This is a genomic window from Arsenicicoccus piscis, assembly GCF_022568835.1.
Taxonomy (GTDB): Bacteria; Actinomycetota; Actinomycetes; order Actinomycetales; family Dermatophilaceae; genus Arsenicicoccus; species Arsenicicoccus piscis.
Window position 1 is genome coordinate 118,681 of sequence record NZ_JAKZHV010000008.1, and the last position, 21,635, is coordinate 140,315.

The following is a 21,635-nucleotide window of genomic DNA, read 5'->3' on the forward strand; positions in this document are numbered from 1 at the left end:
GTGCCCGATCTTGATGCCCTGCTCGATGCTGCCGTCGGTGGCATCGGCGGCTCGGCGCGCCCCGGCCAGGTGTCGATGGCGCAGGCCGTCAGCAAGGCCATCAGCAACCACACCCACCTGCTCGTCCAGGCCGGCACCGGCACCGGCAAGTCGCTCGCCTACCTCGTGCCGGCGCTTCAGCACGCCGTCGACTCCGACAAGCCGGTCATCATCGCCACCGCGACCCTCGCGCTGCAGGCGCAGATCGTCGACCGCGACCTGCCCCGGCTGGCCGAGTCGGTGCGCGCACTCCTCGGCCGCAAGCCGACCTACGCCCTGGTCAAGGGGCGGCGGAACTACGTGTGCCTGCACAAGATCGACGGCGGCTTCCCTGACGACGACGAGGACTCGCTGATGTCGGTCGGCACCGTCGACTCCGGTCTGGGTCGGCTCGGGGCCGAGGTCGTGCGGCTGCGCGCGTGGGCCGAGCACACCGTCTCCGGTGACCGCGACGAGCTCGTCCCGGGCGTGAGCGAGCGGGCCTGGCGCCAGGTCAGCGTGAGCGCGCACGAGTGCCTGGGCTCCAAGTGCCCCCAGGTCAACGACTGCTTCGTAGAGCGCTCGCGGGCCGCCGCCGGCGACGTCGACATCGTCGTCACGAACCACTCGTTCATGGCGATCGACAGCTTCGAGGGCCGCCAGATGCTGCCCGAGCACGACGTCCTGGTCGTCGACGAGGCGCACGAGCTGGTCGACCGGGTCACCTCGACGGTCACCGACGAGCTGTCCGCCGGCATGATCTCGGCCGCGGCCAAGCGCTCGGCCCGACTCGCGGACTCCGGGGCGCTGGGGGAGTCCGGCGACATCCTCGCCGAGGTCCTGGAGAACGCCCCCGAGGGGCGCATCACCGCGTTGCCCGAGATGCTCGTCCTCGCGCTCACGCGCGTGCGCGACGCCGCCCGCGCCGTCCAGTCCGAGCTCAAGCCCGAAAAGGGCGCCCAGGAGGGCGGCGACGCCGGCCCCCGCCAGGTCGCCCGCGCCGCGGTCGACGAAGTCTTCGACAACGCCGAGCGGATGCTCGAGGGGCGCGAGCTCGACGTGATCTGGCTGAGCCAGGACCCGCGCCGCGGCCCCGTGCTACGCGTGGCGCCGATGTCGGTGGCGATGCTGCTGCGCGACAAGATCTTCAACCAGCGCACCGTCGTGCTCACCTCCGCGACGCTCGAGCTCGGGGGGTCGTTCAACGCGGTCGCGGGAACCATCGGCCTGCGCGGCGACGGCGCCCCGGCCTGGGAGGGGCTCGACGTCGGCAGCCCCTTCGACTACCCGAAGCAGGCCATCGCCTACGTCGCGAACCACCTGCCGCCGCCCGGCCGCGACGGCATGGCCGACGCGACGCTCGACGAGATCGAGGCGCTGGTGCGGGCCAGCGGGGGTCGGGCGCTCGGCCTGTTCTCCTCCCGCCGGGCCGCCGAGGCGGCGACCGAGGCGTTGCGCGAGCGGTTCGCGGCCGACGGCACCGACATCGAGGTGCTCTGCCAGGGTGAGGACCAGATCACCACGCTGGTGCGGCAGTTCGCCCGCAGTCCCAAGGTGGCGCTCTTCGGCACCCTCACCCTCTGGCAGGGCGTGGACGTGCCCGGCTCGGCCTGCCAGCTCGTCATCATCGACCGCATCCCGTTCCCGCGCCCCGACGACCCGCTCGCCAGCGCCCGCACCCAGGCGATCTCGCGGATGGGCGGCAACGGCTTCATGGCGGTGTCCGCCACGCACGCCGCGCTCCGCCTGGCCCAGGGTGCAGGACGGCTCATCCGCCGCGCGGACGACCGTGGCGTGGTGGCCTTCCTGGACTCGCGGATGATGAGCGCGCGCTACGCGCCGTTCCTGCAGAGCTCGCTGCCGCCCTTCTGGCCGACGACCGACCGCGCCCTGGTGCTGCAGGCGCTCGAGCGGCTCGACGAGAACGCCGAGCCCATCACGCCCGTCCACGAGCCCGCGCTGCGCGGACTCACCGGTGCGGCCACCGAGACGACCGACGACGAGGGCGACCCTGTGCCCGCACCGCCGCAACCGGTCTCGTCCAGATCCGCTGTGACCCAAGGACATTCGTGGACCGCCGAGGATGACACCGAGCTGCGCGAAGGCGTCGACTCCGGCCTGGACCTCGACGAGCTGGCTGACCACTTCGAGCTCGACCCCGAGGTCGTCCAGGCCCGGCTCACCGCCCTCAAGATCACCCTGCTCGACCAGACGCCGCTGCCCTAGCTGTACTGACCGGGGACGTTGATTGATCAGCGCGTGGGTGGCAGGACTCGGTCAAGTGCACTGGCGTCTCCTTCGACGCGAACACCATTTGCGACGGCGAGAGCTAGGGGCATGGCTCCCTGCAGCAGCGCGACCAGGACAGGTCCTGGACCCGTGACGCTGGCGCTGGGGCTCGCGTCGAGCTTGCAGGGCTGGACTGCCACGACTCCCCTCGCTGCGGTGAGGTCGAAGCCGTCATCGAGGGTGCCGAAGCGGATGACGACGGCCGGCTCGGTCGGCCGGTGGTCCTGGAGCAGGAAGCGCGCTGGCTGGCTGAGCCAGTGCATCTGGAAGATCGCGTCGCGCGGCGCGTCTGGAACCGTGGGCGCGCCCCACTTCAAGAGCTCACGCAACACTCCGTCCAGGGCCGTGCCACGGTCGGTGAGCCGGTATGTCGGGACGCCCGTCGCTCCGGGGGATGACTCGCGGGTGACGACCCCGTTCGCCTCGAGGTCGCGCAAGCGCTGGGTGAGCAGGTTTGTCGCGATGCCGGGCAGGCCGCGTTGCACTTCCCCGAACCGCGACGGCCCCTGGATCAGGAGCTCGCGCACGATCAGAAGAGTCCAGCGGTCGCCGACCGCATCTAGGGCGCGGGCGATCGAGCACAGCTGTCCGTAGGACTTCACCCAACACTCCTTGACTTTCTCAAGTGCCTGCTTGAAAGTGTCAAGCATCATTCTCACACCAAGGAGAGCCATGCCCGCCACCCTGTCCTCCACTGCCCCGCAGGTCCTCAAGGACTACTACCGGATCCTCGAGTCCGGCTCCGACAACTACGAGGACGGGGCCGCCCTGCGGCCCCTGCTCGGCGACCATCTCGACTTCACCGGGCCCCTCGCCGGCCACCGCCCCGATGCCACTGAGGGCTTCCTGCGAGGCGTCTCAGGCTTCATCGCGACGGTCAAGCAGATCGAGATCATCCACGACGTGACCGGCCCCACCGGCTCGGCCGTGCTGTACACGGCGACCATGCCCGGCGGCCCCATGACCTTTGCCGAGTTCTTCACCCTCGACGGCGACCTCATCACGTCCCTGAACCTGCACTACAACGGCCCCGAGTACATCGAGAAGGGCGGCCGATGACGGCCCAGCGGAGCCTCGTTGAACGCGTTCGCCACGCACTGCGGGACAGTAGCCCCCGCGAGGTACCGATGTTCGGGGGCGTGTCCTTCATGGTGGAGGGCCGCATGGTCGTCGCCGCGCGCCGCGAAGGGGCGCTCCTGCTGCGCATCGACCCCAGCACGGCGGCGGAACTGCTCGCCCGCCCGGGCGCCCGCCCCGCGCTCATGGGGACAGACCGACCCATGGGTGACGGCTGGATCAGCGTCGAGCCGGCCGCGCTCGAAGGGACCGGACTCGACAGCTGGCTCGCGCCCGCGCTGTCCTTCCACGCAGCGCAGGGCACCAAGTAGAACGTCGCCCACGGTGGCCGGTCGCTGACGCAGTCGGCCACCGACCCATGTCAGGAGGAGTTTTGAGCCACCCCAACGCCGCACTGACCCCGCGCTATCGCCTGAAAGTCGCTCGCCTCGTCGTCGAGGACGGGTGGCCTATCAGCGAGATCGCCGCCCGGTTCCAGGTCTCCTGGCCGACCGTGAAGCGGTGGGTCGACCGCTACCTCGCCGGCGAGCCGATGCAGGATCGTTCGTCGCGCCCGAGGACGTCGCCCAAGAAGACGTCGAAGTCGGTGACAAAGCGCTGCGTCAGCCTGCGAATGCGGTTGCGGGAAGGGCCAGTTCAGCTCGCCGCCCGGCTCGGCATCGCCCCGTCGACAGTCCACCGCATCCTCACGACGGCCCGCCTCAACCGGCTGTCGTACGTCGACCGGGCCACCGGTGAGCTGATCCGCCGGTACGAGCACCCCCACCCCGGGTCCTTGGTGCACGTGGACGTGAAGAAGCTCGGGAACATCCCCGACGGCGGCGGGTGGCGCTTTGTCGGACGGCCGCAGGGAGAACGGAACCGCGCGGCGACCCCTGGGAAACCAAAGAGCAAGTGGCACAACCCGAAGCTCGGGTACGCGTTCGTGCACACCGTCATCGACGACTACTCCCGCGTCGCATACACCGAGGTCCACGACGACGAAACCGCCGCCACAGCAGTTGCCGTCCTGCACCGCGCCGTGGAGTGGTACGCGGACCGCGGCGTCACCATCGAACGTGTCCTGTCGGACAACGGCGGCGCGTACCGGTCGCACCTGTGGAGCGACACCTGCGAAGCCCTGTCGATCACTCCGAAGCGGACACGTCCGTACCGGCCGCAGACCAACGGGAAGGTGGAGCGCTTCCATCGCACCATGGCCGACGGGTGGGCCTACGCCCGCTGCTACACCAGCGAGCAAGAACGACGCGACGCCCTGGGTGCTTGGCTGCATCAGTACAACCACCACAGGCCCCACACCGCGTGCGGCAACCAGCCGCCCTTCTCACGATTGATCAACGTGTCCGGTCAGTACACCTAGCGGGGGTGTGTCGGTCCCGCCCACTACGGTGTAGACCGTGAGCTCACCATCCGTGCCGCCGCTCGTCCTCGTCTCCGGACCCGAGGGCGTCCTCGCCGAGCGCGCCGTGACCGCGACCCTGGACGACGTCCGGGTGAGCCGGCCCGACCTGGAGGTGGTGCGCCTCTACGCAGCGGGCTATGAGTCAGGCACGCTCGGGGTGCACACGAGCCCCAGCCTGTTCGGCAACGCGACGGCCGTCGTCGTGCACGACCTGGACGAGGCCCCGGACGACCTGCAGGCCGAGCTGCTGGCCTACCTCGCCTCGCCGGCCGACGACGTCTGGCTCGTGGTCCTGCACAAGAGCGGCAACCGCGGCAAAAAGGTGCTGGACACGCTCAAGAAGGCCAAGGCCAGAGTGATCGAGTGCCCCGCCATCAAGTCCGACGGCGACAAGGCGGCGTTCGTCCAGCAGGAGTTCCGCAAGGCAGGCCGACGGGTGGCCCCGGACGGCGTGCGGGCGCTCGTCGAGGCGGTCGGCAAGGACATCCGCGAGCTCGCCGCGGCGTGCGCGCAGCTGGTCGCCGACACGACCGGCGTCGTCGACGAGCAGGTCGTCGCGACCTACTACTCGGGCAAGGTCGAGGCCACCGGCTTCCGGGTCGCCGACGCCGCCATCGCCGGGCACCCCGACGAGGCGCTGCGGCTCTACCGGCACGCGATCGCGGGGGGCGAGAGCCCCGTGCCCATGGTCGCCGTCCTCGCCCTCAAGCTGCGCCAGCTGGTCCGGGTGGGCAACGCCGGTCGTGGGCCCTCCACCACCGTCGCCAAGGCGCTCGGGATGGCGCCCTGGCAGGTCGACCGGGCCCGCAAGGACCTCGTCGGTTGGGAGCCCGAGGCGCTCGCCCGGTGCATCCAGTCGGTCGCGCAGGCCGACTTCGACATCAAGGGCGGCTCACGGGACGCCGACTTCGCGATGGAGCGCACCCTGCTCACGCTGGCCCGCGAGCGTCGCGGCGATCGCTAGTCGATCGTCTCCACGAACTCGAGCACGCGGCTCATCATCTCGTCGGTGGCCTGGCGGTCGTAGTCCTGGGGCAGGGTGCGGTCGAAGAACAGGTGCCCGCCGCCGGAGTAGTGGAAGACCTCGGCGGGGGAACCGGCCGAGCGGATGGCGACGGCCTCACGTTCTACGGCGCTCGGGTCGACGTAGGGGTCGTCGGCCATCAGGTGGTACTGCACCGGGGTGTCGGCCGGCCAGTCCTTGCCGAACTCGCTCAGCTGCCCTCCGCCGACGACGGCGATCATGCCGCGGACCGGGCGGCTGAGCGCCAGCCCCTGGGCGGCACCGACGCCGGACGAGAAGCCTGCGGGGATGAAGCCGTCGGGGATGTCCTTGGCCAGCTCGCGGGCCCGAGCCATCAAGGTGGCGGCACCCACCTCGTCGCGGTGGGCGCGCGCCGTCTCGATCGAGTCGAACGTCTGGCCGTCCAGGTAGTCGACGAAGCGCACGTCGTGGCCGGCCGAGCGGATCCGATCGGCGAAGTCGAGCACGCCGGTGCGCATGCCGAGCAGGGACGGGAGGACCGTGATGATGGCCATGCTCCGAGGTTAGTCCGCCCTCACCGCGTGCGCCGCGAATTGGTCTGTGCGAAGTGCACCCGGTATCGTGGTGTGTTGCGTGCGCGCCTAGGTCGTGCGCGCACGAGAGCTTGACCCAGACCGTCTCAACCACGGGTGCCCCACGCCCGGTCCCGAGGCGGCCTGCCGCCCTCAAACGGCAATCACCGACCTGACACCAGAAGGAAGAACGTGGCGAACATCAAGTCCCAGATCAAGCGGATCAAGACCAACGAGAAGCGCACCGAGCGCAACAAGGCGGTCAAGTCCGAGCTGAAGACCTACGTCCGTCGGTTCCGCGAGGCTACGGCCGCCGGGGACGCCGAGAAGGCTGGCGACGCGCTCAAGGCGGCGTCGCGCAAGCTCGACAAGGCTGTCTCCAAGGGCGTCATCCACAAGAACCAGGCTGCCAACAAGAAGTCGGCCATGGCGAAGGCTGCGGCGTCGCTCGCCAAGTGAGTCGCTGACTGATCTGTAGAACGGGCCGTCACCCTCCGGGGTGGCGGCCCGTTCTGCGTGCCGGTCGTCACGTCGGCGTCGGGACCTATTCGAGCCACGGTCAACCGAGCCGCGGCCTACCGAGCCACCGCGGAGTCGGCGCGCAGCACCCGGCTCTGCAGGCGCACGCCGGGGCTCACCTGCCGCAGGGCGTCGACAAGGGCGGCCAGCACCTCGCTCGCGCGGGCGTCGGAGTCACCGGGCGCGACTTCCAGGACGTCGGCGATGAAGACCGCGTCGGTCGTCTCGTCGGTGAGGCGGGTGCGGTGGCACTGGCGCCAGTTCCAGCGCCGGCAGGTGACGCCGGCGTCGTCGCGCCACACGACCTCGCCGGGCTCGGGGTGCTCTACGGCCTCGGCGCCGGACGCCAGGGTCGGGAAGTCCTCGGTGCCGTCCGCGCGCACCAGCTGCAGCGGGCCGACGTAGGCCGTGACGTCCTCGCCGCCGAGCGGGGTCGCGGTGGCGATGGAGACCGCGTTGTAGGCATCGGCGAGCCGGTTGATCCGTGGCAGCCCGTCGGGCACCCGTCGAAGCAGGGCCTCCGCGGAGCTGCGCGTGCGCTGAGGCTTGGCACCGAATGCCCGGAACGCCTCGCGCCAGCTCTGCAGGTGCGGCAGCTCCTCGGCGGGGCGGCCGTCCAGCTGCTCGCGAGCGGACTGCTCGGCCTGCGCCAGCAGTCGCTCGCTGGTCTCGTCGGACGGCCCGGGCGTGAGCCCCTCCGCGACCACCAGCACGCATCGGTAGTCCGGTCTCAGCGCTGCCACGGCCGGGTCGATGCGCGCGCCGGCGAGCCAGTCGGCATGACGGGTGCGGTCCTGCGCCGCCGCATCGGCGGAGCTCTCCGCCGTCATCGCCGGTGCTCCCGCACGGCCGCCACCACCAGCTCGAACCGCTCCCGCCCGATGGCACCGCCCTCGCGCCGCACGCGGGAGGGGTCGAGCTGCAGGATCCGGTCGACACGCGCCTCGCTCGGTCGCCCCTTGCGGTCCCAGGGTCCCGAGCCGACGTCGACCCAGTAGCGTCCCTCGGCCTCCTCCTGCTCCTTGTCCCGGTCGTGGTCCTTGCTGGTCAACGGCACCGCGAGCAGGTAGACCGTGACGCGGCCGATCACGAGCACGGGCCGGTCCTTGCCCTGGCTGGGGTCCTCCTCGTAGGGCACCCAGGTCCACACCACCTCGCCGGGGTCGGGGAGGCCGTCCGCCACGGCGGCATAGTCTAGGCTGGGCAGCTCGCCGGCGAAATCACCGGGGACCCGGGCGATCGATGTGGCCATGGCCAGAGCCTAGGTCACACCCTGCGGCGATGCGGCGACTTCGTCGCGGCCGGCTCACCCTCTCCGCCCTCGAGGTCCGGCCCCTGCCGGTCACGCGTCGAAGTCGACGCTGACCGTGTCGGTGGTGGGGTGCGACTGGCAGGTGAGCACGTAGCCGCGCTCCAGCTCGTCGGGCTCGAGGGCGTAGTTCTCGTCCATCGTGACCTCGCCGTCGGTGACCTTCGCCCGGCAGGTGCCGCACACGCCACCCGCGCAGGCGAAGGGGACGTCGCTGCGGACCCGCAGGGCCGCGTTGAGGATGGACTCGCGCGCGCTCTTGGGGCTGAGCACCTGACCCTCGAGGCCGTCGAGGTTGAAGGTGATCTCCCAGTTCTCGCCCGCCGGGTCCGCGACGACCGGGCGGCCGGCGTTGCCGTCGCTCGGGCTCTCGGGCCGACCGGTCGTGAACAGCTCGTAGCGCACCCGGTCGGCCGGCACGTCACGCGCCGCCAGCTCGTCGCGGATCAGCTGCACCATCTCGAACGGCCCGCAGAGGAACCACTCGTCGACGACCTCGGGCCGAAACACGTTGCCGAGCAACGACTTCAGCTTGTCGGCATCGAGGCGACCGGTGTGGGTGGGGGAGAGGCGCTGCTCGCGGGAGAGCAGGTGGTGGATCGCCAGCCTGGTCGGGTAGCGGTCCTTGAGGTCGGCCAGCTCCTCCACGAACATCACGTCCATCGCGGCGCGGTTGCTGTAGACCAGGTTGAGGTAGGCGTGCGGGTTGCGCGCGAGCAGCGCCTTGGCGATCGCGAGGACCGGGGTGATGCCCGAGCCGGCGGCGAACGCGACGTAGCGCGACAGGCCGGAGTCGATCGACTCCTGCGCCATGGCCTCGGGGTCGTTGAGGGCGGTCATGGCGTGCTGGGAGATGAACGCGCCGGTCGGGCTCATCACGTCGATGACGTGCCCGGCCTGCAGGTTGTCGTTGGCCCAGTTGGAGAACAGACCACCCACGTCGCGCTTGATCGCGATGCGCAGCTCACCGGGGGTGGGCTCGGCGCAGATCGAGTAGGACCGGCGAACTTCCTTGCCCTCCAGCTCGGTTCGCAGCGCGACGTACTGCCCGGACACGTAGTTGAAGTCGTCGGTCAGCTCGTCCGGGATCGCGAAGGTCACCTCGACGGCGTTGTCGGTGAGCGGCCGCACCTCGCGGATCGTCAGCGGGCGGAAGGACGCGCGGCGACGCGGCGACGTTGCCGCCTCGGTCGTGGTGGTCGTCATCAGTGCACCTTGAAGTAGTCGAAGGGTTCGAGGCAGTCGGCACAGGTGTAGAGCGCCTTGCAGGCGGTGGAGCCGAAGCGGGACAGCTCGCTCGTGCGCAGCGACCCGCACTGCGGGCAGCGCACCGACAGCTGCAGGCGGACCGGGCCGCTCTGGGCGCCGACCCGCGCCGTGCCGGTCGGCGGCGCGATGCCGTAGTCCTCAAGCTTGGCCTTGCCGGCCTCCGTCATCCAGTCGGTCGTCCAGGCAGGGGAGAGCACAAGCACGACCTCGGCGTCGGCGTAGCCGGCGGCCAGCAGCGCCGCGGTGACCTCGTCGCGCAGCACGCCCATCGCCGGGCACCCGGAGTAGGTCGGGGTCAGCGTCACGACGGCCTTGTCACCCTCGCGGCGCGCGGACCGCAGGATGCCGAGGTCCTCGATCGTCAGCACGGGCACCTCCGGGTCGCACACGGTGGCGGCGATCGCCCACACGCGCTCGTCGTGGTCGGTGTCGTGCTTGGTGCCGTGCTGCACGTCGTCGAGCATGGCGGTCACCACGATGCGCCCGGGTGCATGCGGGCGAGCGACTGCATCTCGGCCAGCACGAAGCCGAGGCTCTCGCGGTGCTCGCCGCGGCGTCCGCCGGTGCGGGCCTGGGGCACCGACGGGAGCTCGAGGGTGGACTCGGCGAGGACTCTACGGATGGCGTCGTCGAAGGCCGGTCGCAGCGAGCTGGGTTGCACCGCAACGCCCTTCAGCCGGTCGGTGAGATCGTCGTCCTCGAACAGCTCGTCGACGAACGGCCACACCTGGTCGAGCCCCGCCTGCATCCGGCGGTGCGACTCCTCGGTGCCGTCGCCGAGCCGCATGGCCCACTGCCAGGCGTGGTCGACGTGGTACTCGACCTCCTTGACGGCCTTCTGCGCGATCGCCGCGAGCGTGGGGTCATCCGAGTGCGACAGCGCGGTGTAGAGCTCGTAGGCATAGAGGCTGTAGACCAGCTGGCGGGCGATCGTGTGCCCGAAGTCGCCCGGGTCGAGCTGGACGAGGTGCACGCAGGTGAAGTCGTCCTCGTCGCGGAAGTAGGCGAGGTCGTCCTCGGTCTTGCCCCCCGCGGTGCCGGCGTAGGTGAGCAGCGAGCGCGCGTGGCCGAGGAGGTCCAGCGCGATGTTGCCGAGGGCGATGTCCTCCTCGAGCTCCGGCGCCCGGGAGATCCACCAGCTGAGCCGCTGCGACAGGATCAGGGCGTCGTCGCCGAGCCGGGTGGCGTAGCGCGCGACGTCCTCGTCGGCGTGCAGGCCGGCGGCCGCGATGTCCTCGGCGGTGAGCGCCTGACCGACGCTGATGCGGGTGGCACTGTCGAATCCTCCTGCGGTCACAGGTGCTTCACCCCTTCGCTCTTGGTGTAGTAGGTCGCGTGACGATAGGTCTTGCCCTTCGGCGACTCGAAGAAGGCGCCCTTGGCGTCGGGGTCCGACGTGGTGATGGCGTCGGCGGGGACCACCCACACCGAGACTCCCTCGTTGCGGCGGGTGTAGAGGTCGCGCGCGTTGCGGACGGCCATCGTGGCGTCCGGGGCGTGCAGGGACCCGGCGTGGACGTGGGACAGGCCGCGCGAGGCGCGGACGAAGACCTCCCACAGGGGCCACAGCTCCTGAGGGGCATCGCCCTGCTGGGGCGACGGTGCTGCCGGCGTGGTGTCGGTCATCGAATGGCTCCTTGGGTCAACGGAACTCGCGACGCACGGGGTGCGGTCGAAGCAGGTGGGGTGCAGGGGTGCGGGTGAGGGCTGCAGGAGTGCAGGGCTGCGCGAGCGGCAGATGCGCAGCGGTCACGCGTGCCGCAGCAGCGTGGACTCCTTCGTCTCGACGTCGGCCTGCTTGCGCGCGTGCGCAGCGGCGGCCTCGCGCACCCAGGCGCCCTCCTCGTGCGCACGGATGCGGTGGGCCATCCGCTGGGCGTTGCACGGGCCGTTGCCGGACAGCACGGCCTTGAACTCGTCCCAGTCCAGGTCGCCGTAGTCGTAGTGCCCACGCTCCTCGTTCCAGCGCAGGTCGGGGTCGGGCAGGGTGAGCCCGAGCGCCTCGGCCTGCGGGACGATCATGTCGACGAAGCGCTGGCGCAGCTCGTCGTTGGAGAAGCGCTTGATCTTCCACTGCATCGACTGCTGGCTGTTGGGGGAGTCGCCGTCCGGCGGGCCGAACATCTGCAGCGCCGGGCCGTAGAACCGGTTGACGGCGTCCTGGGCCATCTGCTTCTGCGCGGGCGTGCCGTTGGCGAGCGAGTGGAGGATCTCCCAGCCCTGGCGCTGGTGGAACGACTCCTCCTTGCACACCCGCACCATGGCCCGCCCGTAGGGACCGTAGGAGCAGCGGCAGAGGGGCACCTGGTTCTGGATCGCGGCGCCGTCGACCAGCCAGCCGATGGCGCCCACGTCGGCCCAGGACCGGGCCGGGTAGTTGAAGATCGACGAGTACTTCGCCTTGCCGGTGAGCAGCTGGTCGTTGAGGACGCTGCGCGGCGTGCCGAGGGTCTCGGCGGCCGAATAGAGGTAGAGCCCGTGGCCGGCCTCGTCCTGCACCTTGGCGATCAGGATGGCCTTGCGCTTGAGGCTCGGGGCGCGCGAGATCCAGTTGCCCTCGGGCTGCATGCCGATGATCTCGGAGTGCGCGTGCTGGCTGATCTGGCGGGTCAGCGCCTTGCGGTAGGCGTCCGGCATCCAGTCGCGCGGCTCGATGCGGGAGTCCTGCTCGATGATCCGGTCGAACTGCTCCTGCTCGGGCGAGCTGGTCGCGGTCGTGCCGGGGTCGGTCGAAGCCTGCGGGGAGCTGTCAGCCACGTGGGGTCACCTCGTCGTGTCGGGTCTGGCAGGACGGTCGGGATCGCCGGGCCTCTCGCGGGGGGCTCGACAAATACTGACCGCTCGGTCAGTATTGATCCAGGGCGCCGCTGCTGTCAAGGGTGGCGACCCCGTCTCGGGCGGTCGCCAACCGTCGCTGACTGCTGCTGACTGTGGCTGCTGACTGTTGCTGAGTGCCGCTGACCGAGGCTGACTGATGCCGACCCGATGCTGACCCGATGCTGACGACGACGATGTCGAAGGAGCCCACCGCGTGAACCCCTCCGTCACCCATCCGCTGCTGCGCGACGATCACACCTCTGCCTGGCTCGGCCTCGAGGTCGTGCGGGCCGACTACGGCGACGTCGTCGTGCGGGCCGAGCTGCGGGAGGAGATGCTCAACGGCCACGGCATCGCTCACGGCGGCATGCTCTTCGCGATCGCCGACAGCGCCTTCGCGCTCGCGTGCAACGACCCGGCCGGCGACGGTTCCACCCTCACCGTCGCCTCGGGGGTCGACGTCAACTTCCTGCGGCCGGCCCATCGTGGGGAGGTGATCGAGGCGAGCGCCCGCGCGGTCTCCGTGGGCCGCAGCGGGGTCTACGACGTGACGGTGACGGCGCAGGGCGCGGACGATCCCGAGCCCGTCGTCGTCGCCCTGTTCCGCGGCCGCAGCCGCACCATCCCCGCCAAGGCCCCCGCGGCCTCCTGACCTGCACCCACCTCGAGAGGCATCCCGATGACGACCACCACCCCGGCCGTGCCCCGCCTCGACCACAGCGTCGCCGAGGACCGCTCGGCCCCGGACCGTGAAGAGCTGATGAGCCGTGACGAGGTCGAGGCGCTGCAGCTGGAGCGGCTGCAGTGGACGCTGCGGCACGCCTACGAGAACGTCCCGATGTACACCCGCAAGTTCGACGAGGCGGGCGTGCACCCGGACGACCTCAAGGAGCTGGACGACCTCGCGAAGTTCCCCTACACCGACAAGTCCGACCTGCGTGACAACTACCCGTTCGACACGTTCGCCGTGCCGATGTCGCAGGTGCGTCGCGTGCACGCCTCGTCCGGCACGACCGGCAAGCCGACCGTGGTGGGCTACACGGAGGGCGACCTCGCGAGCTGGGCGACGCTCGTGGCCCGGTGCCTGCGCCTGTCCGGCGTGCGCCCGGGAGACCTGCTGCAGAACTCTTACGGCTACGGCCTGTTCACCGGCGGGCTGGGCGCGCACTACGGCGCGGAGCGGCTCGGCTGCACGGTGGTGCCGATGTCCGGCGGCCAGACGGAGACGCAGATCCAGCTGATCCACGACTTCGAGCCCGCCGCCATCCTCTGCACCCCGACCTACCTGCTGGCGATCATGGACGCGATGCGGGGTCTCGGCATCGACCCGCGTGGCACCTCGCTGCGCACCGCGGTGCTGGGTGCGGAGCCGTGGACCTACAAGATGCGGCAGGAGCTCGAGGACGGCATGGGCGTGAACGCCCTTGACATCTATGGTCTTTCGGAGGTGATGGGGCCGGGCGTCGCGGGGGAGTCGTGCGAGACCAAGGATGGCAGCCACATCTGGGAGGACCACTTCCGGCCTGAGATCATCGACCCGCTGGAGCCCACCCGGACCCGTGCGGACGGGGAGGACGGCGAGCTCGTCTTCACCTCGCTGACCAAGGTGGCGATGCCGGTCATCCGCTACCGGACGCACGACCTCACGCACCTCATGCCGGGCACCGCGCGGCCGGGTCACCGCCGCATGGGCGCGCTCACCGTGCGCAACGACGACATGATCATCCTGCGCGGGGTCAACCTCTTCCCGACGCAGATCGAGGAGATCGCGCTGACCGTCCCGGGTCTGTCCCCGCACTTCCAGCTCGAGCTGACGCGCCCGGGCCGGATGGACGAGCTGACGGTCAAGATCGAGCGCCGGCAGGACGCGACCGCCGAGGACGGCGCGGCGGCAGCTCGGTTGCTGCAGAAGGAGATCAAGACCAAGATCGGCTCCTCGGTCCGGGTCGACGTGCTCGAGCCGCACGCTCTGCCGCGGTCCGTCGGCAAGCTGCGTCGGATCTACGACAACCGCCAGGTGCGAGACTGATCCGGTGACCACGAGCACATCCGCCGCCAGCGCGACCACCCGTCGAGGACGGCCTGGCTACGACCAGCAGGCCGTCCTGCGGGCCGCGGTCGAGGTCTTCAACCGGCACGGCTACGACTCCACCTCGATGGGGATGCTGGCGAGCGAGCTCGGCCTGACGAAGTCGGCCATCTACCACCACGTCGAGAGCAAGGAAGAGCTGTTGAGCCTGGCGCTCGACGAGGCCCTCACCGCTCTCGAGGAGGTGCTCGACCAGTCCGCTGCGCGCGGTGGCGAGCCGATGGACCGGCTGGAGCGGGGGATTCGCGCGACCGTCCTGGTCCTCACCGACAAGCTGCCGTTCGTCACCTTGCTGCTGCGGCTGCGCGGGAACTCACCCGTCGAGGTGGCCGCCCTGGAGCGGCGTCGAATCTTCGACCAGCGCATGGTCGAGCGCATCGTGGCCGCTCGCGAGGCGGGTGGCCTGCGCGCCGACATCGACCCGGCCACGTCGGCCCGGCTGATCTTCGGCACCATCAACTCGATCGTCGAGTGGTGGCAGCCCGGCGGCCGGCTCTCGCCCGACGAGCTCGCCGACGACGTGGTCAAGATGGTCTTCCAGGGTCTGGCCGCCGGCCCGGGTCACCCTGGCGTGCGGTAGCTTCGGGCGCTTCGTAGGCCCTCTCGTGGCACGACTCCTCACCCATGTCGTGGCTCTGCTCCGGGCTGGCCGCTTCACCGCCACCAGGAACACCATGGCGAGGGTGCCGAACGACTCGTAGCCCTCGTCGCGGCCAGGGGGTCTGTCAGACCCTCCCGGCACACTGCAGCTCAGAAGGTGGCAACGACGCCGCCGCAGAGCTCGGAGGTCACTGACATGACTGTCGTGCAACGTAGTTCGAACCGTCGTCGAGGATTCACCACGGCGGTCACGCAGGGCCACAGTCGGCTGTGCGAGGAGATCAGGCAGCCCCTGACCGTGCTCGCTGCTGGTGTGCAGGCCGTGAGCCAGGCGCCGGGTTGACCCTCGCTCGGCCACTGGGCTGGTGGGCCACGTGACGTGCTGCCACAGAGGTGGCCCGGTAGAGACGGGATGCTGCAGATGCGCTGTGGCACAAACCGATCCGTTCGCCGGTAGCGATCACCACCGGCGGACAGGGCTGATGACTCACCCTCCCAGGCATGCCACGACAACAACGAACAAGTGTTCGATTAGGGTTCGAATCCCGTTCACCGGCAACGTGATTCACCCGAATGCACGATAACGACAGAAGCACCCGAAACGGTAGGATCTGGACATGGGACGACTCGAGGTGACCGACGCAGCGACCACTGTCGCGGCCGTCATCGACGCCGTCTGCGTGCTGCGTGAGGGGCTGGACTTCCTCGGCGACGACGAGCTCGCCGCGCTGACCTGTGACCTCGCCGTCGCTGCCACCACCGCGGGTGGTGCGCTGATCGCGTGTGCCCAGCAGGCGGTGACCCGGGGACTGCCCGCAGCGTCCGGGTCCGGTGGGTTGACCAGCTGGCTGGTCGAGACCACGAACCCCGACCCCACCCCGCAGGTCGACCACGTCGACTCCACCACGGGTGCGCGCACCGGCGCGGCCTGCGTCGGCGACCGCGACTGGGGCGCCTGGCCCGCCCTCCCCGACACCAACCACCCCGACCCGAACGCCGCCGACACGAACAACCCCGAGGCCGGCCACCGCAACACCAGGACCGGCACCGGGGACGACGGTGACGCCGATGGCAACGGTGGCACCGACGGCAGCCCGGGCGACGGCAGCGGCGGGTCTGAGGGTCCGGAGGGTCCGGATGCGTGGTGGGGCCGGCTCGGTGACCGGCCGGTGGGGTTGACGATCCCGGACGCGGCCGCGGTAGCCAAGCTGGTGCTGCGCTGCCCCGCCATCCCGCTGAAACCGTTGGTGCGCGACGCGATCGTCGGGGCGATCACCGTCAAGGACGCGCTGACCTGCCGGGACGTGTTCTACCGCGTCGACGGCGCGCTTCCCGTGGACGAGCACGACGCTGTCGTGACCGGGCTGCGGCACCTGGCCCGCGGCAAGCTGTCCAAACCCGTGCTCAAAGCGTTCGAGCAAGCCATGCTGCTACGCGCCGGCAGCCCCGGACCCGACCTGGAAGACCGCCAGCACACCACCCGACGGAGCCTGACCAAGGCCCACCAGCGCGCCGACGGCATGTGGGAGTCCACCCTGCTGCTCGACCCCGAGAGCCACGCCACCCTCGAAGCCGCCATCGACGCCCTGTCCGCCCCCGCACCCGCCGCCGGGGACAGTGGCCAGCGTGACGAGCGCACCCCCGCCCAACGCCGCGCCGACGCCCTGGTCACCCTGGCCCGCCTCGCCGCCGACGCCGACACCCGCGGCCCGATGGGCGCCAGCTGCCGGGTCGTGGTCACCATCGACTGGGACACCCTCAAGACCGCCCTCGGTGGCCACGGCCAAGCCCACGACGGCACCATCCTCACCCCCAGCCAAGCCCGCCGGATGGCCTGCGACGCCGAGCTGCTCCCCACCGTCCTCGGCGGACAGTCCGTGCCCCTGGACGTCGGCCGCAGACGCCTCGCCACCGCCGTTCAACGCGCCGCGCTGGCCATGCGCGACAAAGGCTGCTCCTTCCCACGGTGCACCGCCCCACCGGGCTGGACGCGGGCCCACCACGTCACCCACTGGGCCAACGGCGGCCCCACCAGCCTGGACAACCTCGCCCTGCTCTGCGACCACCACCACCGCCTGGTCCACCAACGCGGCATCACCGCCACCATCACCCCCGACGGTGTCACCTGGCACACCACCCGCACCCTGACCGGCTGGCAACCCACCACACCCCCCACCACCACGACAGCCGCATGACCCCGCCCCGAGACGGCCAGACCCCGCCAGCGCGCGACGCGCGTGGTGAGGCAGCAAGCGACATAGGCAGCGACCTACGAGGACTGCTCCTTGTCGACCAAGGTGAGCACGTCGTAGGTCGCCACGACCTCGCCGTGCTGGTTGTGGATGACGGCGTCCCAGCACACCTCGCCGTACTCGTCGGTGACGCGCGGCGTGATCCGCTTTGCGGTGAGCGTGACCCGGATGGAGTCGCCGGCGGGCACCGGGGTGATGAACCGGAGGTTCTCGAGGCCGTAGTTGGCGAGGACCGGTCCGGGGTCGGGCGAGACGAACAGGCCTGCGGCCCAGGACACCAACAGATAACCGTGGGCCACGCGCCCGGGGAAGAACGGGTTGGCTGCAGCGGCCTCCTCGTCCATGTGCGCGTAGAACGTGTCGCCCGTCTCGTGCGCGAACGCCTCGATGTCGCCGAGGGTCACCATCCGCAACGGCGACGCGTAGCCGTCACCGATCCGCAGCTCTGCCAACGACTTTCGGAACGGGTGGAGCTCGTGCGGGGAGCCGCCGAACTCAGGGTCACCCGCGAGCCGCTGCGGGGCACCGGTGTGCCACACGCCCGTGACGGCGGTGACCATGCCGGGGGAGCCCTGCAGGGCGGTGCGCTGCATGTGGTGCTTGATCGAGCGCACACCGCCGAGCTCCTCGCTGCCGCCGGCGCGGCCGGGGCCGCCGTGGATCAGCTGGGGCATGGGGGAGCCGTGGCCGGTGGAGGTGCGGGCGTCGTCGCGGTTAAGGACCAGCACGCGGCCGTGATGCGCGCCGATGCCCTGCACCAGGGTGGCCGCGACCTCGGGGTCGTTGGTGCAGACCGTGGCGACCAGCGAGCCAAGTCCCTTGGCGGCCAGGCGGATCGCGTCGTCCAGGTCGCGGTAGGGGAGGATGGACGCGACCGGGCCGAAGGCCTCTACGGTGTGCACGGCCTCGGTGTCGGCGTCGTCGAAGCGCAGCAGCACCGGGTCCATCAGCGCGCCGCTGCGCTCGTCCTGAGCGGAGCCGATGACGATCTCGCCACCGGCGTCGATGAGCCGCTGGACGGCGTCGTGCACGGCCTGCTTCTGCTCGACGGACACGAGCGCACCCATCGTGACGCCCTCGTCGCGCGGGTCGCCGACGACGGTGCGAGACTCGAGCCGCTCGGCGATGGCCGCGATGACCTCGTCGATCTGGTTCTCGGGCACCAGAACTCGCCGAATGGACGTGCACTTCTGCCCGGCCTTGGTGGTCATCTCGGTGACGACCGAGCGCACGAACGCATCGCGCTCGGGCGTGCCGGCGACGGCGTCGGGACCGAGGATCGCCGCGTTGAGCGAGTCGGCCTCGGAGGCGAAGCGGACGCCGCCGTGCACGACGTTGGGGTGCTGGCGCAGCGTGTTGGCGGTGCGCGCCGAGCCGGTGAAGGCGACCAGGTCGCGGTAGTCGAGGTGGTCGAGCAGCCCGTGTCCGTGCCCGGACACCAGCTGGATGGATCCCGTTGGCAGCAGACCGGACTCGGTCATCAGGCGCACGCACTCGGCGGCGACGTAGCCCGTCTGCGGTGCCGGCTTGACCAGGGTCGGGACACCGGCGACGAAGGCGGGCGCGAACTTCTCGAGCATCCCCCAGACGGGGAAGTTGAAGGCGTTGATCTGCACTGCGACACCGGGCAGCCGGGTGTAGACGTGGGTGCCGATGAACGAGCCGTCCTTGGACATCACCTCGGTCGGGCCGTCCAGCACCACCTGGGAGTTCGGAAGCTCGCGGCGACCCTTGGACGACATCGTGAAGAGCACCCCGATGCCACCCTCGATGTCGACCCACGAGTCGGCCTTGGTGGCGCCGGTGGCGTAGGAGATGGCGTAGAGCTCGTCCTTGCGCTCCATGAGGTACTGCGCGAGCTGCTTGAGCAGCAGCGCCCGCTCGTGGATCGTCAGCCTGCCGAGCTCGCGCTGACCAACAGTGCGGGCGAAGTCCACGGCGCCGGCCACGTCGACGCCGTCGGAGCTGGTGCGTGCGACGACCTCACCGGTGCACGCGTCGAGGACGTCCGCCAGCTCGGCGTCGTCGGACGGGGGCCACCACTCGTCGTGGACATAGCTGGGGACGAGGAGCGGGAGCGGTGCGGTGGTCATGATCCGTCCTTCCAGTCGTAGAACCCTCGGCCGGTCTTGCGGCCGTGGTCACCGCGAGCGACCTTGTCGCGCAAGATCTTTGGCGGGGCGAAGCGTGGACCGAGCGTGGACTCGAGATACTCGGCGATGCCGAGACGGACGTCCAGCCCGACGATGTCGGTGGTCTTCAGCGGGCCGGAGGGGTGCTTGTAGCCGAGCTCCATGGCGAGGTCGATGTCCTGCGCTGAGGCGACCCCCTCCTCGACCATCCGCATGGCCTCGAGCGCGATGGCCACCCCGAGGCGCGAGGACGCGAAGCCGGGGGAGTCGACGACGCTGATCCCGGTCTTGCCGAGCGCTTCGACCCACCCGAGGGCCTGCGCGGTCAGCTCGGAGGAGGTCGTGGCGGCGCTGACGATCTCGACGAGCGTCGAGGCCGGCACCGGGTTGAAGAAGTGCATCCCGATGAACTCGCTCGGCCGCTCGAGCTGCGCGGCGATGGTGTCCAGGGACAGGGAGGAGGTGTTGGACGCGAGGGCGGACCCGGGGGCGAGGACCTGCTCCGCGGAGCGCAGCGCCGCGACCTTGAGGTCCAGGTCCTCCGGCACGGCCTCGACGACCAGGCCGCACCCGGCGAACGAGCCGACGTCGGTGCTGAAGGTGCACCGGGCCAGCACCGACTCCGCGTCGGGCACGAGGCCGCGCGAGACCGACTGGTGCACAGCCTTCTCCACGCGCTGGCGAGCGCCGTCGATCGACGGGTCGTCCCGGTCGACGACGACCACCGACGAGCCGTTGACGGCGAAGGCGTGGGCGATGCCGGCCCCCATGCGGCCCCCGCCGAGTACCCCGACCTGGGACGGCAGCGTGCTGGTGCTCCTGCTGCTGCTGTCGCTGGGTGCAGTGGTCATCAGACCTTCTCCGCCAGCAGGGCGGCACCCTGACCGACGCCGATGCACATCGTGGCGAGGCCACGCTCGACGCCCTCGGCCTCCATGCGGCGCAGCAGCGTCACCACGAGGCGGGAGCCGGAGGAGCCGAGCGGGTGGCCGAGGGCGATCGCCCCGCCGTCGTTGTTGACGATCTCGGGGTCGAGGTGGAGGCGACGCAGGCAGGCCAGGGCCTGCGGCGCGAAGGCTTCGTTGAGCTCTACGGCACCAAGGTCGTCGACCGACCAACCGGCGCGAGCGAGCGCCTTCTCGGTGGCGGGGACGGGACCGATGCCCATGATCTCGGGCGGGACCCCCGCCGAGGCGCCCTCGACGATCCGGGCGCGCGGGGTGAGGCCGAGCCGCTCGACGGCTGCGTCGGACGCGACCACGACGGCGGAGGCGCCGTCGTTGAGCGAGGAGGAGTTGCCGGCCGTGATGACGCCGTCGGGGCGCACGATCGAGCGCAACCGGGCCAGCACCTCGAGCGTCGTCCCCTCGCGGGGGCCCTCATCGGTGTCGACCACAGTGTCGCCCTTGCGACCCGGGACGGTGACCGGCACGATCTCCTCGGCCAGCCGGCCGGCGGCGATCGCGGCGAGGGCCCGCTCGTGCGAGCGCACGGCGAAGGCGTCGGAGTCCTCGCGGCTGACCCCGTCGACCCGCGCGAGCTCCTCGGCGGTCTCGGGCATCGAGTAGGTCATCTTGCCGTCGCGCGCGAGGTCGCCGGTCGCGAACCGCTCGTTGACGAACCGCCAGCCGATGGAGGTGTCGAACGCCTCGCCCGGCTTGGCAAAAGCCTTGTCCGGCTTGGCCATCACCCAGGGCGCGCGCGACATCGACTCGACCCCGCCGGCTACGACCACGTCCGCCGCGCCGGCCTTGATCATGTGCGAGGCCATCGTGATCGCCGAGAGGCCGGAGGCGCAGAGCCGGTTGACGGTGATGCCGGGCACCTCGACGGGGTAGCCCGCGAGCAGCCACGCCATCCGGGCGACGTTGCGGTTCTCCTCGCCGGCGCCGTTGGCGTTGCCGAGGATCACCTCGTCGACGGCGGCCGGGTCCAGCCCGGCCCGCTGGACCGCCTCCCGCACCACGAGGGCTGCGAGGTCGTCGGGTCGCACCGCGGACAGCGCCCCTGCGTAGCGTCCGACCGGCGTCCGGACGCCCCCTACGAGCAGCGCCTCAGGCATGGCGGTCCCTTCGTCGTTCTTCGTCGTTGAATTACTGACCGATCGGTCATTAATTCTGTCACGGGCGGGGAGAGGGGTCAAGCCTCGCCTCTAGAGTTCAGGGTGTGCCTGACGCCTCACGCCCGCCCTCGTCCACACCCTCGTCGACGCCCTCGGCCACGCCCGCTCCTCGAGCTGCTGACCGGACCGCGCACCCCGGCGACCCGGCCTCGCCTTCGCCTGCGGCCGGCCGCGCCATCTTCG

Annotated in this window: 22 protein-coding genes; 10 read left to right on the forward strand and 12 right to left on the reverse strand. The window is 70.7% G+C overall.

Annotated elements, in window-relative coordinates:
* Positions 1-2,244 carry an ATP-dependent DNA helicase gene (locus tag MM440_RS13955; RefSeq protein WP_241444990.1) on the forward strand — a complete coding sequence of 748 codons (2,244 nt, stop codon included), beginning with the start codon at positions 1-3 and terminating at the stop codon, positions 2,242-2,244.
* A 26-nt stretch (positions 2,245-2,270) separates the two neighbouring features.
* Here MM440_RS13955 and MM440_RS13960 read toward each other — a convergent pair whose 3' ends face one another.
* Complete coding sequence (locus MM440_RS13960) at positions 2,271-2,981, reverse strand: winged helix-turn-helix transcriptional regulator (protein WP_241444992.1); 711 nt, start codon at positions 2,979-2,981, stop codon at positions 2,271-2,273.
* Between MM440_RS13960 and MM440_RS13965 the strand changes: the two genes are divergently transcribed.
* From MM440_RS13965 to holA, 4 genes are all read left to right on the forward strand, one after another.
* Positions 2,980-3,366, forward strand: coding sequence for a nuclear transport factor 2-like protein (locus MM440_RS13965; RefSeq protein WP_241444994.1), 387 nt, complete (start codon positions 2,980-2,982; stop codon positions 3,364-3,366). The genes MM440_RS13960 and MM440_RS13965 overlap by 2 nt on opposite strands.
* A 68-nt stretch (positions 3,367-3,434) precedes the next feature.
* A complete protein-coding gene (locus MM440_RS13970) occupies positions 3,435-3,695 on the forward strand; it encodes a TfoX/Sxy family protein (RefSeq protein WP_277626714.1) in 261 nt (86 codons plus the stop codon).
* A 62-nt stretch (positions 3,696-3,757) separates the two neighbouring features.
* Complete coding sequence (locus MM440_RS13975) at positions 3,758-4,744, forward strand: IS481 family transposase (RefSeq protein WP_241444996.1); 987 nt, start codon at positions 3,758-3,760, stop codon at positions 4,742-4,744.
* Positions 4,745-4,781: 37 nt separating this feature from the next.
* Positions 4,782-5,750, forward strand: a complete 969-nt coding sequence (holA, locus tag MM440_RS13980) for a DNA polymerase III subunit delta (RefSeq protein ID WP_241444998.1) — start codon at positions 4,782-4,784, stop codon at positions 5,748-5,750.
* On the opposite strand, the gene MM440_RS13985 is transcribed toward holA, so the two are convergent.
* A complete protein-coding gene (locus MM440_RS13985; protein WP_241444999.1) occupies positions 5,747-6,325 on the reverse strand; it encodes a dienelactone hydrolase family protein in 579 nt (192 codons plus the stop codon). The two genes, holA and MM440_RS13985, sit on opposite strands and share 4 nt — an antisense overlap.
* Positions 6,326-6,535: 210 nt before the next feature.
* Between MM440_RS13985 and rpsT the strand changes: the two genes are divergently transcribed.
* Entirely contained in the window at positions 6,536-6,802 is a 267-nt protein-coding gene (gene rpsT / locus MM440_RS13990; protein WP_241445000.1) for a 30S ribosomal protein S20, read from the forward strand.
* Between the two features lie 116 nt (positions 6,803-6,918).
* On the opposite strand, the gene MM440_RS13995 is transcribed toward rpsT, so the two are convergent.
* From MM440_RS13995 to paaA, 7 genes are all read right to left on the reverse strand, one after another.
* A complete protein-coding gene (locus tag MM440_RS13995) occupies positions 6,919-7,692 on the reverse strand; it encodes a B3/B4 domain-containing protein (RefSeq protein ID WP_241445001.1) in 774 nt (257 codons plus the stop codon).
* Positions 7,689-8,114 (reverse strand): type II toxin-antitoxin system PemK/MazF family toxin, encoded by a 426-nt coding sequence (locus MM440_RS14000; RefSeq protein ID WP_241445002.1) that lies wholly within the window; start codon positions 8,112-8,114, stop codon positions 7,689-7,691. Before MM440_RS14000 ends, MM440_RS13995 begins: the two co-directional genes overlap by 4 nt.
* A gap of 90 nt (positions 8,115-8,204) precedes the next feature.
* Positions 8,205-9,377: a 1,2-phenylacetyl-CoA epoxidase subunit PaaE gene (gene paaE / locus MM440_RS14005; RefSeq protein WP_241445003.1), complete on the reverse strand. Its 1,173-nt coding sequence runs from the start codon at positions 9,375-9,377 to the stop codon at positions 8,205-8,207.
* Positions 9,377-9,904 carry a 1,2-phenylacetyl-CoA epoxidase subunit PaaD gene (gene paaD, locus MM440_RS14010; protein WP_241445004.1) on the reverse strand — a complete coding sequence of 176 codons (528 nt, stop codon included), beginning with the start codon at positions 9,902-9,904 and terminating at the stop codon, positions 9,377-9,379. Before paaD ends, paaE begins: the two co-directional genes overlap by 1 nt.
* Positions 9,905-9,909: 5 nt before the next feature.
* Positions 9,910-10,737 (reverse strand): 1,2-phenylacetyl-CoA epoxidase subunit PaaC, encoded by an 828-nt coding sequence (gene paaC, locus MM440_RS14015; protein WP_241445005.1) that lies wholly within the window; start codon positions 10,735-10,737, stop codon positions 9,910-9,912.
* Entirely contained in the window at positions 10,734-11,066 is a 333-nt protein-coding gene (gene paaB / locus MM440_RS14020; protein WP_241445006.1) for a 1,2-phenylacetyl-CoA epoxidase subunit PaaB, read from the reverse strand. Before paaB ends, paaC begins: the two co-directional genes overlap by 4 nt.
* 123 nt (positions 11,067-11,189) lie before the next feature.
* Positions 11,190-12,197, reverse strand: coding sequence for a 1,2-phenylacetyl-CoA epoxidase subunit PaaA (gene paaA / locus MM440_RS14025; RefSeq protein ID WP_284284543.1), 1,008 nt, complete (start codon positions 12,195-12,197; stop codon positions 11,190-11,192).
* Between the two features lie 274 nt (positions 12,198-12,471).
* Between paaA and MM440_RS14030 the strand changes: the two genes are divergently transcribed.
* The 4 genes from MM440_RS14030 (at position 12,472) to MM440_RS17080 (ending at position 17,141) form a co-directional block, all read left to right on the forward strand.
* A complete protein-coding gene (locus tag MM440_RS14030; protein WP_241445007.1) occupies positions 12,472-12,909 on the forward strand; it encodes a hotdog fold thioesterase in 438 nt (145 codons plus the stop codon).
* A 27-nt stretch (positions 12,910-12,936) separates the two neighbouring features.
* Positions 12,937-14,286 carry an AMP-binding protein gene (locus MM440_RS14035; RefSeq protein WP_241445008.1) on the forward strand — a complete coding sequence of 450 codons (1,350 nt, stop codon included), beginning with the start codon at positions 12,937-12,939 and terminating at the stop codon, positions 14,284-14,286.
* A gap of 4 nt (positions 14,287-14,290) precedes the next feature.
* Positions 14,291-14,926 carry a TetR/AcrR family transcriptional regulator gene (locus tag MM440_RS14040; RefSeq protein ID WP_241445009.1) on the forward strand — a complete coding sequence of 212 codons (636 nt, stop codon included), beginning with the start codon at positions 14,291-14,293 and terminating at the stop codon, positions 14,924-14,926.
* Positions 14,927-15,563: 637 nt separating this feature from the next.
* A complete protein-coding gene (locus MM440_RS17080) occupies positions 15,564-17,141 on the forward strand; it encodes an HNH endonuclease signature motif containing protein (protein ID WP_277626715.1) in 1,578 nt (525 codons plus the stop codon).
* 74 nt (positions 17,142-17,215) lie between these two features.
* Here MM440_RS17080 and paaZ read toward each other — a convergent pair whose 3' ends face one another.
* Genes paaZ through MM440_RS14060 form a run of 3 tightly spaced genes read right to left on the reverse strand, consistent with a single transcriptional unit; the run spans position 17,216 to position 21,392 of the window.
* Positions 17,216-19,291 (reverse strand): phenylacetic acid degradation bifunctional protein PaaZ, encoded by a 2,076-nt coding sequence (gene paaZ / locus MM440_RS14050; protein ID WP_241445010.1) that lies wholly within the window; start codon positions 19,289-19,291, stop codon positions 17,216-17,218.
* Positions 19,288-20,181, reverse strand: a complete 894-nt coding sequence (locus MM440_RS14055; RefSeq protein WP_241445011.1) for a 3-hydroxyacyl-CoA dehydrogenase family protein — start codon at positions 20,179-20,181, stop codon at positions 19,288-19,290. Before MM440_RS14055 ends, paaZ begins: the two co-directional genes overlap by 4 nt.
* Positions 20,181-21,392 carry a thiolase family protein gene (locus MM440_RS14060; RefSeq protein ID WP_241445012.1) on the reverse strand — a complete coding sequence of 404 codons (1,212 nt, stop codon included), beginning with the start codon at positions 21,390-21,392 and terminating at the stop codon, positions 20,181-20,183. Before MM440_RS14060 ends, MM440_RS14055 begins: the two co-directional genes overlap by 1 nt.
* Between the last annotated feature and the right edge of the window lie 243 nt (positions 21,393-21,635).